Annotated in this window: 11 protein-coding genes; 5 read left to right on the top strand and 6 right to left on the bottom strand. The window is 62.3% G+C overall.

The window, feature by feature from the left end:
- The first annotated feature begins 28 nt into the window (after nt 1–28).
- From JHD59_RS00925 to JHD59_RS00905, 5 genes are all read left to right on the top strand, one after another.
- Entirely contained in the window at nt 29–937 is a 909-nt protein-coding gene (locus JHD59_RS00925; RefSeq protein ID WP_103320617.1) for a transporter substrate-binding domain-containing protein, read from the top strand.
- Between the two features lie 25 nt (nt 938–962).
- Nucleotides 963–1,865, top strand: coding sequence for a transporter substrate-binding domain-containing protein (locus JHD59_RS00920; protein WP_199152785.1), 903 nt, complete (start codon nt 963–965; stop codon nt 1,863–1,865).
- 3 nt (nt 1,866–1,868) lie between these two features.
- Nucleotides 1,869–4,958 carry an ATP-binding protein gene (locus JHD59_RS00915; RefSeq protein ID WP_199152784.1) on the top strand — a complete coding sequence of 1,030 codons (3,090 nt, stop codon included), beginning with the start codon at nt 1,869–1,871 and terminating at the stop codon, nt 4,956–4,958.
- A 605-nt stretch (nt 4,959–5,563) separates the two neighbouring features.
- Nucleotides 5,564–5,743, top strand: coding sequence for a hypothetical protein (locus tag JHD59_RS00910; protein WP_103320614.1), 180 nt, complete (start codon nt 5,564–5,566; stop codon nt 5,741–5,743).
- Nucleotides 5,691–5,945: a hypothetical protein gene (locus JHD59_RS00905; RefSeq protein ID WP_199152783.1), complete on the top strand. Its 255-nt coding sequence runs from the start codon at nt 5,691–5,693 to the stop codon at nt 5,943–5,945. Before JHD59_RS00910 ends, JHD59_RS00905 begins: the two co-directional genes overlap by 53 nt.
- A 34-nt stretch (nt 5,946–5,979) precedes the next feature.
- On the opposite strand, the gene JHD59_RS00900 is transcribed toward JHD59_RS00905, so the two are convergent.
- The 6 genes from JHD59_RS00900 to JHD59_RS00875 all read right to left on the bottom strand — a co-directional run bounded on the left by JHD59_RS00900 (nt 5,980) and on the right by JHD59_RS00875 (nt 14,448).
- Nucleotides 5,980–7,260 (bottom strand): cytochrome P450, encoded by a 1,281-nt coding sequence (locus tag JHD59_RS00900; protein WP_199152782.1) that lies wholly within the window; start codon nt 7,258–7,260, stop codon nt 5,980–5,982.
- Nucleotides 7,261–7,656: 396 nt separating this feature from the next.
- On the bottom strand, nt 7,657–8,667 hold the full coding sequence (locus JHD59_RS00895; protein ID WP_083340818.1) for a BMP family protein: 1,011 nt from the start codon (nt 8,665–8,667) through the stop codon (nt 7,657–7,659).
- Between the two features lie 245 nt (nt 8,668–8,912).
- Nucleotides 8,913–10,019, bottom strand: coding sequence for a D-alanine--D-alanine ligase (gene ddlA / locus JHD59_RS00890; RefSeq protein ID WP_103320612.1), 1,107 nt, complete (start codon nt 10,017–10,019; stop codon nt 8,913–8,915).
- A gap of 71 nt (nt 10,020–10,090) precedes the next feature.
- On the bottom strand, nt 10,091–11,641 hold the full coding sequence (rmuC, locus tag JHD59_RS00885; RefSeq protein WP_199152781.1) for a DNA recombination protein RmuC: 1,551 nt from the start codon (nt 11,639–11,641) through the stop codon (nt 10,091–10,093).
- A gap of 113 nt (nt 11,642–11,754) precedes the next feature.
- Nucleotides 11,755–13,443, bottom strand: a complete 1,689-nt coding sequence (recJ, locus tag JHD59_RS00880; protein ID WP_199152780.1) for a single-stranded-DNA-specific exonuclease RecJ — start codon at nt 13,441–13,443, stop codon at nt 11,755–11,757.
- A 6-nt stretch (nt 13,444–13,449) separates the two neighbouring features.
- On the bottom strand, nt 13,450–14,448 hold the full coding sequence (locus JHD59_RS00875; RefSeq protein ID WP_199152779.1) for a hypothetical protein: 999 nt from the start codon (nt 14,446–14,448) through the stop codon (nt 13,450–13,452).
- Nucleotides 14,449–14,581 lie beyond the last annotated feature (133 nt).

Here is a 14,581-nt window from a genome sequence, read left to right as displayed (position 1 = left end):
GACGCCGCGCCCCTCAGAGGATGGCCCCATGAAACCGCCTGTTGACTTGCTTACCCCCGCTCTGCGTCGCGCCTCTGCGCTGCTGGCCGCTTGCCTGCTGGCCCTGCCCGCGCAGGCGCGCCCCCTGGCGGACATCCTCAAAACCCATCAGCTCAGAGTCTGCATTGCGCCGCTTCACCCCGCGGTGGCGCAGGCCACGCCCAAGGATTGCCGCGAACAGTGCGTTTTTTCCGGCCCTGTCTATGAAGAGGCGCTGGCTTTCACGCACTACCTGGGCAAGGACATGCGGATCAAGGCGTTGCGCGTGGGATGGGATGAACAGTTCTTTGACAAGACCGGCAAGACCGAGCTGGAAGCCAGCTATACCCCGCAACTGATGGCCTCGGGCGCTTGCGACCTCTACCCCAACCACCTCACCAAGACAGCCTGGCGGCTGAAAAAGCTCGATTTCGTCACCATGTTTCCCAGCCGCATGATGGTGGTCGCCAATGCCAGCCTGCGCGAACGGCTGCATGGCAGCGCGCAACTGGCTGGTCTGCGCGCCGCCACAACCAAGGACACGTCCTACCACACCTGGCTGCAGGAGCAGAACCGAAGCACATTCTCAGCCAACCCGATCAAAATAGAATTGATGACCTCCGAAGAAGCGCTGCAGGCGGTCAATGCTGGCAAGGTCGATTTCATATTGATGGATGCCGATGTGGCGATCTGGCATACCCATCATCAATTGCAGAATACCTACGTGGCGTTTCCGGTGGGCCCCAAGGACGAGATAGGCTGGGCCTTCCGCAAAGACGACAAGGACTTGCAAACCGCAGCGGCCAAATTCTTCGACGAACAGCGCCAGCGCCCCGATTCGGAGCTGAACCGGATATGGCTGCGTTATCACGGGCACTCGCTGACCGACTTCATCGCGCTGGTGGCGGCAGTGCACTGAGCGCGGGCGAGACGAGAATACCGCCATGGCACGCCGTCCCCGCCTGAGCCTGTTGTCGCCAGCATCGGCATGCTTGGCCATGTTGTGCTTGTCGGCGCCCGCGCCAGCTCGCTCGCTGGCGGAAATTGTCAGGACGCATGAGCTGCGCGCCTGCATCGTGGCCTTCCACCCCGCAGCCGCCACCGCCGCACCGCCCGCCTGCCGCGAAAACTGCCATTTCTCTGGGCCGGTATACGATGAAGTGCAAACCTTCTCCCGTTATCTGGGCAAAGCCATCCGGCTGAGAACGCTGCGCGTGGAATGGGATGAGCAGTTCTTCAACCAGCATGATCAAACCGACCGGGAAGCCAGCTACACCCCCAAGCTGCTGGCCGATGGCAGCTGCGACGTCTTCCCCAACCGATTGACCAAGAATGCATGGCGTCTGAAGAAAATGGACTTTGTCACCTTGTTCTCCAGCCGGCTGATGGTGGTGGCGCACGCTTCGCAGCAAGGCAGGCTGCTGTCCGCGGATCAATTGGCCGGCAGGCGCGCCGCAGTCCTGAAGAACAGCACTTATTACACCTGGCTGCTGGAACAGAACGTATCGCGTTACCGCGCCAATCCGGTGCGCCTGCAATTGATGAGCGTGGAGGACAGCCTGCGCGCGGTAGACGATGGCCAAGTGGATTTCACGCTGCTGGATTCCGATATCGCCATCTGGAGCACCCGCCATCAGTTCAAACACGCCTATGTGGCGTTCCCGGTGGGCGGCAAGGACGAGATAGGCTGGGGCATGCGCAAGGAGGACAAGGATCTGCAGGCAGCCGTGGCGGATTTTTTCGCGCAACAGCGAAAATCCGAACACTCCGACCTGAATCGGATATGGACTCGCTACTATGGCCTGAGCCTGAACAAACTGATCACCCTGGTGAATTCTACCGAATAAACCATGCCCTTCCTGATCCATGCGCTACGCGCCCGGCTACGCCACTCCATCCGCGCCAGATTGATCGCGATGACCTGCCTCATCGTGGTAGGGGTGGTTTGGGCGCTGACGCTGGTCATCGCCATGGCCGCGGCCAGCATGCTGCGCCAAGCGTCGGAACGCCAACTGGCGCAAGGCTTGGAACAGAGCGCCGCCTTGATGTCCAACTTCCTCGCCGTGCGCGAATCGAATCTGAACCTGTGGGCCGCCAATCCGCTGTCCGAAGCCATGTTCAACGATCCCGCCCTTGCGGCGGTGTTTGCGCCCAGTCTGCGCAACTATTTCGCGGGCGCGCGGGCGCACGAGCCTTGGATCGCGCACATCCTGCTGCTGCGAAACAATCAGCTGGTCTATGACGACAGCGGCACCCTCCAGTCCACTCCCGGCGCCCGCGCCGTCGCAAGCTGGCTGCGCGGCCTGCCGGATGGCGGGGTCTCCGTCCTGAACCTGAAGCTGCTGGATGGCGGATCGGACCGCTACGCCCTGGTGCTCAAGCGCCCGCTGCTCAAGGAAGGCGCGGCCTTGCAGGGCGCATTCATCGCGCTGGTGCTGGACCTGGACCAAGTGCAGCGGGCATTGTTCGAAAGAATGCATATCGGCGGCCATGGCTTCGTCGCCATCGCCGCCTCGCTGCCGGATGGCGGCATCGCGGTCCCCACCCGCATCGATGGCAATGCGGAATCGCTTGCCGATTTCCATGCCGTCACGTCACAGCTGCGGCGCGCCGCCGATCTGCCCGAGCAATTCCGCTCTCTGGTCATCCGCCACCGCCCGCTGCAAGCCGGGCCGCTGACCCTGATCGGCGTCGCTTCCAGCAATGACATTCGGGAACCCATCGCCCAGCTGATTCTGTATTCCGGCCTGTTTGGCCTGCTTGCTCTGGCCATCGGCACGCTAGGCGCCATAGTCTACTCGGAGCGGCTAACCAAACCGATACTCGATCTGGCCCGCGCCGCGCTGGCGCTGAAACAAGGCAATCTGACCGACCCGATTGCCTGCGCCAGCGAGGACGAGATCGGCCAGTTGGCGCTGAGTCTGGAATCCAGTCGCCAAGCGCTGGCCGGCCAGGTAGAGGCGTTGGAGTCTCGCGTGCGGCAACGCACGAGCGATTTGTTGCAAAAGAGCGAAGAAGTCGCCCGATTGCTGGACAACTCCGGGCAGGGCTTCCTGTCCTTCGGCGCGGATCTGCGCATCCACCCGGGCTACAGCCGCGAATGCACCCGCATCTTCGGCCGCGAAATCCAGGGTTTGCCGCTGCCCGAGCTGCTGGCGCCTGACGACGCCGGGCAGCGCGAATTCGTCGCCAAGACCTTGCGCCTGGCCCTAGACAGCGCTGACAACGACTTGCGCCGCGACGCCTATCTCAATCTATTGCCTGCGGAATATCAGTTGGGCGAGCAATTTCTCCGAGCGGAATACCGTTTGCTGAGCGGCGATCAGATGATGCTGATCCTCACTGACGTCAGCGCCCAGAAAAAGCTGCAAGCCCGCCTGGTCAGCGAGCAATTGCGGCTGGCTTTCATCGTCAACGCGCTGGAAAATCGCGATGACCTGCTGGAAATGCTGCGCGACTACGATGACTTCCGACGCTGCGCGCTGCCCAATCTGCTGAACTTCCAACCCGATGCCAAGGCCTTGCTCGCCGAGCTGTTTCGCCGCGTCCATACCTTTAAAGGCCTGTTCGCTCAAGCCTGCCTGCCCACTCTGCCGCGCGCCCTGCATGAGCTGGAGTCCCGCCTGAATCCGTTGCGGGAGCGGGAGGTGGACGTCAACGACATCAAGCTCGCCCTGGGCCAGACCGACCTGGGCGCGGCGCTGGAGGCGGACTTGGCCGTGCTGCGCGAAAAACTCGGCCCCGATTATCTTGATGCAGAGCGTCTGATCCAGGTGCCCGCTCCGGTTTTGGATGGCCTGGAAGCCGAGGTGCGCCAGACCTGCGGGCCAGACTCCCGCCTGGCCGCGCTGGTCCGGCAATTGCGCTTCGTGCCTATCAGCCGGATGATCGCGCCGCATTTCAAGGCGGCAGAACAGCTCGCCTTGCGGCAAGGCAAGCCATTGGCCCCGCTGGCGTGCGAGGGCGACGATCCCCTGGTGGACCCACTGCGCTACGGCGCATTCTGCAAAACGCTGATCCATGTGTTCCGCAATGCGGTTGACCACGGCATAGAAGACGCCGATACCCGCCTGCTGGCCGATAAAAGCGAACTTGCCGTCATACGCTGCCACATCTTGGCATCGGCCGAGACGCTGACGATCGCCATTACGGATGACGGGCAAGGCATGGACCCGGCCGCGGTGCGCGCCGCCGCCATCGACAAGGGTCTGATCAGCATCGCCGACGCTGACAATATGAACGATCAGGAAGCGCTGAGGCTGGTGCTTGCAGATGGATTGTCCACCGCCTCCGCTGCCAACGCCGTATCCGGCCGCGGCGTGGGCCTGTCCGCCGCGCACCAGGAGCTGCGGCGCCTGGGCGGCGAACTACGCATTGAATCCTCCATAGGCCAAGGCACCCGCATGAGCTTCATCCTGCCCTATGAAGCTGCGCTGCAGCCGCGGCATCCCCCGCGGTCGGCTGGCGCCGGTGGCGAGCTGCTGCAACCGCTTGCGCAACTTACCGCGGATTTTTGCCGCGGCCATTTGGGAATGGCCGTGGCGCTGGATGGCGACAGTCGTCAACTGGCTGCCGCGGACCTGCTGGAATTCACCGCCATGGTGCCATTGCGCAGCGGCGTCGACATCGCCATGGGCATTTCAGTTGACCGTCCGCTGCTGCTGGAAATGACGCGGCGCTTTGAGCCGGACTGCGCGGATGAGGAGATCGCCGGACTCGCCGACAGCGTGGGCGCGGAAATCGCCAATACCATCGTCGGCAAGATCACGCCGTATCTGACCCACCTGTCCCGCCATGTGGACATGGGCACCCCGGAAGTCGTGGACGGCGAAACGCGCGGCCGCTTCAATCAAGTGGATTGCCAAGGCGTTTCCGGCCATGGCGCGGCCGGGCGTTTCATCGTGTTCTGTCTGCCGCTGGCGGCGGCTGATGTTTGCTGAGCGGTCGCGCCGGCGCGGATCTCGCGACGAAGCGAGGCACACCGCACTGGCATGGCACGCTTTGCCAGTGCGAAGCAACGAAGAATTGCCGTTAAAGGCGCGTAACAAATCCGCCTGAAGCTCTGCCGGATCACCGCTTCTGGCAGCACCATATTGACAAGTGAGATTTTTTCCTTGATAATCGGAAAATTGTGTACCTTTCTAACAAGACAAGCTTCACAAATCCGTCCGCTGACATTCTCTGTAATGGAGTTGATCATCGGACCAAGTACCCGCCTTGTTCCTGCCTGTGAATTTCGTTTGAAATTCTATCAAAACAATAATGGCGCTGAGATTTGAATAGTCTCAACACCACATCTTGTCTTTCATGCAGCAGCTGGCTCAGCACTTGCTGCAACCCAATGTCGCTCTCGTCTACCGTTATAAAAACAAGATGCCGCAGCGACAATACATCGATTATCCAAAGATAGATTGAAGCAGCAAGGGACCATTACTCGATCCCATATGGAATCCGATTCCATAAGCCATAGCCATGGCATTTCTCACCATGCTTTTCGCGAGGATCATTATCAAGGGCCATCAATATGGCCCGCAGGAAATATAAAATGAAAATCCAAGAACTAAAACAGGGCGACAAAATCACCCAACACCTGGACAATGCCACCGTCCTTTTTGAAGTGCTGTCCATCAAGCAAATTGGCCGCCGCTTTCTGGTGACTTTCCGCTCGGCCTATGGCATCGCCACAGCAAGCTATCAAGGCGAGTCCTTCATTACCGCGATATAAGAAAAATAATCTTCAAGATAGCAACGGCAATACAGAAGCGGTTTTGCCGCTGCACATATTGCCGATCACCCGCCTGACGCGCCAGCCTGCAATGCCAATTGGATTTGGCTTGGCATTTTCAAAAATGGAAATGCTCAAGTCAATTCAATCATTACATGCCATCAGCTGCAATGACACCATCCGCCATGGCCAGCAACGGTGAATGCCTCCCCGCTGCCGCGCAGGCATCGAATTCCTCATGCCCGCTCGATATGCAGCCTCAATGGCTGATCAGGCCGTTGCGACACATGGAACACCGGCTTAGGCGGCAACGCGCCATCGGGCATGGACAGTCGGTAACGACGCAATAGCTGCGCCGCCACCAGCGTCATCTCCGCCAAAGCCAGATGCTGGCCAAGACACACGCGCGGCCCGCCGCCAAAGGGGAGGTAAGCCCCCAGCGGCGGCTTGGCCGCATCCGGATCGAATCGCTCCGGACGATAGGCCAGCGGCTCCGGAAACCAGCGCGCGTCATGCTGCATCAATTGCATGGGCACCATAAAGACCGTTCTGGCCGGAAAAGTCCACGCCCCCAGCGTTACCGGCTTGACTGCGCGCCGGCTCATCAGCAACGGCACCGCCGGATGCAAGCGCATGGACTCCAGAAGCGTCTGGCTCACGTATTGCAGAGCGGACATCTCCACCGCGTCGTCTTCCGCGCCAGGCCAGGCCGCCTGCGCCTCGGCGCGTGCCCGGTCCTGAATCTCCGAGTGGGCAGCCATGCTCCATGACCACCAGACAAGTGAGGCGGCAACGGTTTCATGTCCAGCCAGAAAAGCCGTCTTGCACTCGTCCCGCACCGCTTGCAAAGACCAGTCTTGCGGATGCTCTCGATGCAGGCGCAGCAGCCGGCCCAGCAAATCATCCGGCCAGGCGTCCTGCGGCATAGCCAGCCGGGCCTGCAAGTGCCGTTCGATCAATCTATTCAGCAGCAGGCGCGCGCGGCGTCTTTTATGCTGCCACGGCACCCAATCCGGCAAGCTGGCCGGCCGCCATAATTCGGCGGTGGAGGCCACCATCAAGGTATGCACCGCCTCCTCCGCCTGCTGGGCCTCATCGCCCATGCCGCTGGAGAACATCATGCGGAGAATCACCTCCATCGTCAGCGAGGTCAGTTCGCTCTCGATGGGCCAGGCCTTGTCGCCCGCCGGCCATTGCTCGAAAGCGAGGCGCGCCGCCTCGACGATCGACGGAGAAAAAGCCTGAACGGATTTGCGCGTGAAATCCGGTTGCAGAGCCTGCCGCTTATCGCGCCAGGCCTGGCCTTCCGCGATCAGCACGCTGTGGCCGTGCACCCGCCGGTACACGCTCAAGGCGCGCTCCCAGCGCTGCAGCGCATCGGCCTGATTGACCAGCAGCTCCCGCGCCAATTGCGGATCGGCCACAATGATTTGATGCTCGGGCCAGGTCCGCACATGCACCAAGTCGCCGAACTCGCGCTGCCACCCCGCGAGCGTGCCCATCAAATCGCGCGACATCTGCCCAAGCAGCCCCAGCCGGTCAAGCCAGACTTCGGTCCGGGCGGCCAGCGGCCAATCGGATGCTGAGTAGGAACAGGCGGCTGACCGCCAGCATGAAAGGGGCAGGAAGAATGAGATGACGTTTTCATGGGTAAAATCATATCACTCCTGTTGCAGACCGTGCGCAGTGAAAACGACAAACGACCACCCACCCCGACAACAAAATGCATTTAAAATAAAGCCGCTTGCACCCGGCAAATCCCCTTGGCCCGCCTGACGGGCAGAAACACCATGGAAATGGTCCTCACGGCTAACGCGACGCGTCAAAAAAAATGCCGCTCACTTGCTTCAGTGAACGGCATTGCCTCTCTCGAGGCTATTTCGAGGCTATTTGTCTGACGCGGCTACCGATTATCAGTTGACCGGGCAGCTGTTGTTGGCGCGGTAGTCCACCACCTTGATCTTGCCGGCGACGATGTCCTGGCGTGCGGCAACGATCTTCTTTTCCATTTCCGGCGTGATCAGCGCGCGGTTGTACTTGTCCAAAGCCCAATCCACGCCGTTTTCCTTCAGGCCCATCAGCTTGACGCTGGGCTTCCAGGTGCCGTTCTTGGCGTCGCGCATGGTTTCATACACGGCGTTGTCGACGCGTTTGACCATGGAGGTCAGCACCGTGCCCGGTTGCATGTAGTTCTGATTGCTGTCCACGCCGATGTAGAACTTGCCGGCGCCCTTGGCGGCCTGGATCACGCCCACATTGGACAGCGCGGCGGCGGCGAAAATCACGTCGGCGCCGCGATCAAACTGGCTCTTGGCCAGTTCGTTGCCGCGGGACGGATCGTTGAAAGCAGTATGGGTGGTGCCCAGCATGTTCTGCAGGACGACGGCCTTCGGATTCACATAGCGGGCGCCCTGCGCGTAACCGCAGCCAAAGGCGCGGATCAGCGGCACATCCATGCCGCCCAGGTAGCCTACCTTGCCGGTTTTGGACTTCAGCGCGGCGGCCATGCCGACCAGGAAGGAGCCTTCCTGCTCCTTGAAGGCGATGCTCTGCACATTGGGACCCTTGGCCACGGCATCCACCAGTGTGAACTTGGTGTTGGGGAATTCCTTGGCCACGGTCTCGATGGACTGGGTGTAAGCGAAGCCGACGGCCACTACCAGATCGGCGCCTTTGCGCGCCATATTGCGCAGCACTTGGTCCTTCTGCGCGTCGTTGGTGGGCTGACCTTCGCGGTAATCAATCTTGAACTCTTTCTTGAAGCGTTCCGCGCCGGTGTAGGCGGCTTCGTTGAAGCTCTTGTCGAACTTGCCGGCCTGGTCGTAGACCACGGCAACGGAGAAGTCCTTGGCCAGCGCCGGGCCGGCCACCAGAGCTGCGGCTACGGCGCAAGCTGCGGTCTTGATCGCAAATGTCATTTTCATCAACTTTTCTAGTAGTAGTTTTGAGATGGACTGCCGGCCGACCGGGTCGAACCGGCGCTTCAACGAGGCACGCGTCGCGCCGTTAAGCTCCCTGGAGCGCGGCGAACGGGACAGATGGCATATGCAAAGCGCCGCCCGCGGGCGGCGCATACAACTCGCCAATTGAAGCGGCGAGATTCTACCCAGCACCACCCCTCGTGTAAACAAATATAGATAAGATTGTCTGAAAATCTAAAAACAAGCGCTCACATCGGCAGCTCCGCGCTGCGGCACAATGCCGCGTCCTGCCTGCCTTTTTCCAAGGCCAGCTCGATCAGGGCGCTGATCAGATCGCGGTAAGACAAGCCGGCGGCCTGCCATAGCTTAGGGTACATGCTGATATTGGTGAAGCCGGGCAAGGTGTTCAACTCGTTGATCACCACCTCGCCATCCGGCGTCAGGAACACATCGACGCGTGCCATGCCGCTGCACTCCAGCGCCTGGAAGGCCTCAACGGCAATGCGGCGGATACGCTGGCAGGCTTGATCCGGGATATCGGCCGGCACCACCACTCGGGCGCCGTCTTCGTTCAGATACTTGGTGTCGTAGGCATAGAACTCATCGTTCAGCGCGATCTCGCCGCAGCCGCTGGCCTGCGGATGGGCATTGCCCAATACCGCGCACTCAATCTCGCGGCCCGTCACGGCCTGCTCCACCAGCACCTTGTGATCAAAGCGCAGCGCGTGCGCCAGCGCCGCATGAAACTCGTCCTCGTTGCGCACCTTGCTCACGCCGACGGACGAGCCCTGATTGGCAGGCTTGACGAACAGCGGCAGCCCCAGTTGAGCGACGATGGCGGCGAAATCCGCCTGGGCCGCGCGGGTTCGCGTCAGCGTGACGAACGGCGCCACCTTGAGGCCGGCATCCCGCAGCAGCCGCTTGGCCACGTCCTTGTCCATGCAGATGGCTGAACCGAGCACATCCGCGCCGACGAAGGGGATATTGGCCATGGTCAACAAGCCTTGCAGCGAACCATCTTCACCCAAGGTGCCGTGAACAATGGGAAACGCCACGTCGATCTGCGCCAGCGGATGCGCGTCGGCGGCGGCCACCAGTTGCTGCTCGCTCTGTCCCGGCACCAGGGCTACGCCATCACCGGACTGGCGCAGCGCGATCCGCGCCGGGTCATCAGCATTCAGCAGGAAATTGGCCGGCTGGCTGACATGCCATTGCCCGTGTTTGTCGATGCCGATCAGCGATGCTTCAAACTTGTCTTTATCCAGCGCATCCAGAATGTTTCTGGCCGACTGCAGCGACACCTCATGCTCGGACGACTGCCCGCCAAAAATCAAACCCACCCGTATCTTGCTCATGCGCCATCGCCTGTTTGCTCAAAAGCATTCATCTTAGCGAACTTCCGCAAGCATGACATGGGCAATACAACCTACTCGTCGCCATCGTCTTCCAGCTGCAGCGGGGCGGTCAGCTGCTTGTTGTTGCGTATGCCCAGCTTGCGCAGTTTTTCCGCGCTGGTCATCAAGTTGCCGCGGCCGCTGGACAGCTGTTTCATCGCATCGGCAAAGGTGTCGCGACCGGCATCCAGCTGCTTGCCCAGCTTTTCCATATTGCCGACGAAGCCGACGAATTTGTCGTACATCGCCCCGCCCTGGCGCGCGATCTCCTGCGCGTTCTGGTTCTGGTACTCATAGCGCCAGATGCTGGCGACCGTGCGCAGCGTGGCCAGCAGCGTGCTGGGGCCGACGATCATGATGCGGCGCTCGAAGGCCTCGTTGAACAGGCTCATATCGTGCTGCACCGCCAGCAGATAAGCCGGCTCAACGGGTATGAACATGAACACGAAGTCCAGCGTGTTCAGCTTGTACAAGTCCTGGTAGCGCTTTTCCGACAACGCGCGGATATGGGCGCGGATGGCGGCGATATGGCCTTTCAGCTCCGCCTCGCGCGCGGCGTCGTTGTCGGCGGCGGTGTAGCGGACATAGGCGTTCAAGGACACCTTGGAGTCCACCACCAGTTGCTTGCCTTCCGGCAGGTCTATCACCACGTCCGGCTGGTAACGCTTGTTGCCGTCCTCGGTTTCCAGCGTGTCCGACACCTGAACCCGATACTCGCGATCCTTGGTCAGGCCAGAGGTCTCCAGCACCTTCTCCAGCACCATTTCGCCCCAGGTGCCCTGGGCCTTGCTGCTGGCGCCAGTCAGCGCGTTGGTCAACGCCACCGCGTCGTCGCCCAGGCGCGTATTCAGCTCCTGCAAGCGTTTCAGCTCGGTTTCCAGCGTCAGCCGCTCCTTGCTGTCCTTGTCATAGGTGTCCTGCACCAGCTTGCCGAAGTTCTGGATGCGCTCGTGCAGCGGCGTCAGCAACGCGCCAAGGTTTTGCTGATTCTGCTCGGTGAAGCGCTTGGATTTCTCCTCCAGGATGTCGCCGGCCAGGGCCTTGAACTGGTCGGACAAGGTCTGCCGCGCCTCCATCAGCAAAGCCAGCTTCTCCTGGCTCTGCAGGCGCTCCTGCTGCAGCGTGGTGGCCAGTTCCTGCTCGCGCGCGGCCAGGCGCACGATGTCCTGCCCCTGCTGCAGACTGCGCGCCTCCAGCGCTTCCAGCACCCGCCCCTGTTCCTCACGCGCCGCGAGTTGCGACGCCAGCTCGCGCAACTCGCGCTGAGCCGAGACCAGCGCCTGCTCGCGCTCCTGCAGCTGCTTCTCCAGTTCCGGCACACGCTGGGCGCGGGCAATATAGGCGCCAAGCTGAGTCTGGCTGTCGGCCAGTTGCTGCGCTTGCGCTTGCTGCGCGCGGACGGCCTCCTGCTCGCGCGCCCTCGCCTCGTCCAGCTGCATGCGCAATCCCTGGCATTGCGCGTCTAACTGAGCGGCCTGCTGGCTGATTTGCGCCAGCTCCCTGGCCGCCCTGCTGCGCGCGGCAAACCAGGCCGCGCCGCCGCCCATCAAACCGACCAGCAGGCCGATGATCAACATTTCCATTCCATCTCCCCCATCGATGCCAGGCGTAGGGCGGATGCCCACAGGGCGATCCGCCATGTATCGCTTGCCATAAACAGGCGGAACGCCCGGCTTTGCCGGGCTTCCGCCCTACGTCACGCCGCCGCCCAGTGTTGCAGATAGACCTGCAGCTCCTTGCGCCCCTGCCATTCGTTGGCGATCAGCTGGTACACCGCCTGGATGCGGTCGGGCAGCCAATCGGCGTGATTGAACAGCATCGCGTCAAATTCGCAGCCCTCGCGGGCCAGGCGCAGCTTCAAGTGCTTGTCGCCCACCAGCTTCTGGTTGACCACCATGAACTGATCGTGAAAGTACGGCACGGGGAAGCCCTGCCCCCACACTTCGGCCGCTAAGGTCTCTGCCAGATTCAGACTCAATTCGCGCGCAGGCAGGCTGCCGTCGGTTTCAATGGTGCGGGTAAGCTGCTTCTCATCCATCAACTCGCGCGCCACCGCCTCGAAAGCCTGTTGAAATTCGCCGAAGCGGCTTTCGTCCAGGCTCAGGCCGGCCGCCATCGCATGGCCGCCAAACTTCAGGATCAGCCCCGGATTGCGCTTGTACACCAGATCCAGCGCGTCGCGCAGGTGAAAGCCGGGAATCGAGCGGCCGGAACCCTTGATCTCGCCTTCGTCGCCGGGCGCGAAGACGATGGATGGCCGATGGAAGCGCTCCTTCAAGCGGGAAGCCACAATCCCCACTACGCCCTGGTGCCAGTCGTCGCGATACAGGCTCAGCGTGTAGCGGTTGCCGGCGTCGATGCCGGACAGCGCGGCCAGCGCCTCGTCCTGCATGCCGGCCTCGATGCCGCGCCGCTCGCGGTTCAGCTTGTCCAGCTCCTGCGCCAGCCGCATCGCTTGCTCTTCGTTGCTGGACAACAGGCAGGCGATGCCCAGGCTCATATCGTCCAGCCGGCCGGCGGCATTGAGCCGCGGCCCCAACGTGAAGCCCAGATCGAAGGTATTGGCCTTGAAGTGGGCGCGGCCGGCCACGCGGAACAAGGCGGCGATGCCGGGCGCCATCCGGCCGGCGCGCATGCGCTTGAGGCCGTTTTCCACCAAGGTGCGGTTGTTGCGGTCCAGCCGCACCACATCGGCCACCGTGCCCAGCGCCACCAGGTCCAGCAGTTCGCCCAGATTGGGCTGGGTCTTTTCGTCGAACACCCCGCGCCGCCGCATCTCCACCCGCAAGGCCATCAGCACGTAGAACATCACGCCGACGCCGGCCAGGTTTTTCGATGGGAACTCGCAACCCGGCTGATTGGGGTTGACGATCAAGGCATCCGGCAAGGTGTCGCCCGGCAGATGGTGGTCGGTCACCAGCACTTCGATGCCGCGCGCCCTGGCGGCCTCGACGCCGGCCACGCTGGCGATGCCGTTGTCCACGGTGACGATGATGTCGGGCCGTTTCTGCGCCGCCAATTCGACGATTTCCGGCGTCAGGCCGTAGCCGTACTCGAAACGGTTGGGGACGATGTAGCTTATGGTCGCGCCCAGGGCGGACAGGCCCTTCACCGCCACCGCGCAGGCGGTGGCGCCGTCGGCGTCATAGTCGGCCACCACCAGCAGCCTTTGGCCGGCGGCGATGGCATCGGCCAGGCGGCGCGCCATAGTCTCGACGTTTTTGAGCGTTTGATAAGGCAGCAGGCCTTTCAGGCCATAATCCAGTTCCGTGCTGTCGACAATGCCGCGGGCGGCGTACAGCCGCGCCTGCAGCGGCGTCAGGCCTTGCCCCAGCAATTTCTGCTGCAGCTCGGCGGGGACTTCTCGGGTAACGATTTGCGACATGGTCTCTCAATACAGCGCCGCCAGCGGCCGCGCTCGTTTCCAGAATTTCCACAGATCCGCCGGCGCGATGCTCAGCTCAAAACCGGCCGGACCGGTGGCGATAATCGTCAGTTGCGCCAGCTTTCTGCGACGCAATGCCTGTAACAGCGGGGCAAACCAGTCGCGCTCCAGGCGCTCCAGCGCCTCGCGCCAGCCCCAGGCGTCGCGGTACTGCGCCGCCGCCTGCAAGGCGTCCAGCACCAGCAGCGCGTCCGCCTCGCCCTCCAAGCCATCGAAGGCGAATGGAGCGCCGTCCGCCTGCATGCCGGATTCAGCGGCCAGCCAGTGCAAAGCCTCGTCGTCCGCCAACAGGCGCGGCGCCGGCGCGCGCCACGCTGCCGGCAGGCCCTCGCCCCACAGCCACACGCTGTTGATGGCGAGTTCGCCGCGCATTTCGCGCTCGTCGTTGACTGGCTGGGTGTACAGCAGCATCTGCAGTTCGTTCAACATGCGGCTCCAGGCCAGGCCGGCCTCGCCCTGCGGCAGATGATGGTTGATGTCCTCTCCCACCACGTCCCACAAGGGCGTGAAGCTGGCGGCCAGCGGCTTGGCCGCATGCAGCAGCCAGCGCCCGGGTTGCAGCGGATGGAAAGTCAGGCCATCCTCGCCAAAGTGCCTGTTCAGCGCGTCGGTCAGCTTGACGGCCTCGTCGCGCGCCACCTGCATCACGCCGACGTCGGCCAGCAGCGCGCGGTCGCGGTCTATGCGCAGATGCACCGGATCGGCCAGCAGCCACTCGCCAGCGCCCGCGTCCAGGCCGGCCTGGCGCGCGGCCAGCCGGGCCAGACCGGCCGGCGGCGCGCCCCATAGGCCGGCGATGCTGGCCGAAAAGCCCTGCCCGCGGCGCTGCAGGACACCCAGGCCCAGCAGCCGCTGCAGCGCAGGCAGGCTCAGCCCCTTGCTGACTTCCGCGCCGTCGTGCGCATCCAGCCAACACAGGCCGGGCAATAACAGAGTCAGTTTCATCTTCTTGCCAAATGATTGAAAGCAAAGGCCATTTTGGCCGATAGGAATTAGGCGGGGACCATGATATCAGGCAAACTGTCGCATCTAGCTGGAACTATCGCCCCGGCAGCTCGCCAAACACGCTTTGGCATTC

It is taken from the genome of Chromobacterium sp. ASV23 (assembly GCF_016428945.1).
Lineage (GTDB): Bacteria > Pseudomonadota > Gammaproteobacteria > Burkholderiales > Chromobacteriaceae > Chromobacterium > Chromobacterium sinusclupearum.
Note: the sequence above shows the minus strand (reverse complement) of the source record. Positions and strands in the feature narration are given on the sequence as shown.

Coding starts and splice junctions, on each gene's coding strand:
- JHD59_RS00925 (WP_103320617.1), top strand. CDS start 29: ATGAAACCGCCTGTTGACTTGCTTACCCCCGCTCTGCGTCGCGCCTCT.
- JHD59_RS00920 (WP_199152785.1), top strand. CDS start 963: ATGGCACGCCGTCCCCGCCTGAGCCTGTTGTCGCCAGCATCGGCATGC.
- JHD59_RS00915 (WP_199152784.1), top strand. CDS start 1,869: ATGCCCTTCCTGATCCATGCGCTACGCGCCCGGCTACGCCACTCCATC.
- JHD59_RS00910 (WP_103320614.1), top strand. CDS start 5,564: ATGAAAATCCAAGAACTAAAACAGGGCGACAAAATCACCCAACACCTG.
- JHD59_RS00905 (WP_199152783.1), top strand. CDS start 5,691: ATGGCATCGCCACAGCAAGCTATCAAGGCGAGTCCTTCATTACCGCGA.
- JHD59_RS00900 (WP_199152782.1), bottom strand. CDS start 7,260: ATGTCGCGCGATTTGATGGGCACGCTCGCGGGGTGGCAGCGCGAGTTC.
- JHD59_RS00895 (WP_083340818.1), bottom strand. CDS start 8,667: ATGAAAATGACATTTGCGATCAAGACCGCAGCTTGCGCCGTAGCCGCA.
- ddlA (WP_103320612.1), bottom strand. CDS start 10,019: ATGAGCAAGATACGGGTGGGTTTGATTTTTGGCGGGCAGTCGTCCGAG.
- rmuC (WP_199152781.1), bottom strand. CDS start 11,641: ATGGAAATGTTGATCATCGGCCTGCTGGTCGGTTTGATGGGCGGCGGC.
- recJ (WP_199152780.1), bottom strand. CDS start 13,443: ATGTCGCAAATCGTTACCCGAGAAGTCCCCGCCGAGCTGCAGCAGAAA.
- JHD59_RS00875 (WP_199152779.1), bottom strand. CDS start 14,448: ATGAAACTGACTCTGTTATTGCCCGGCCTGTGTTGGCTGGATGCGCAC.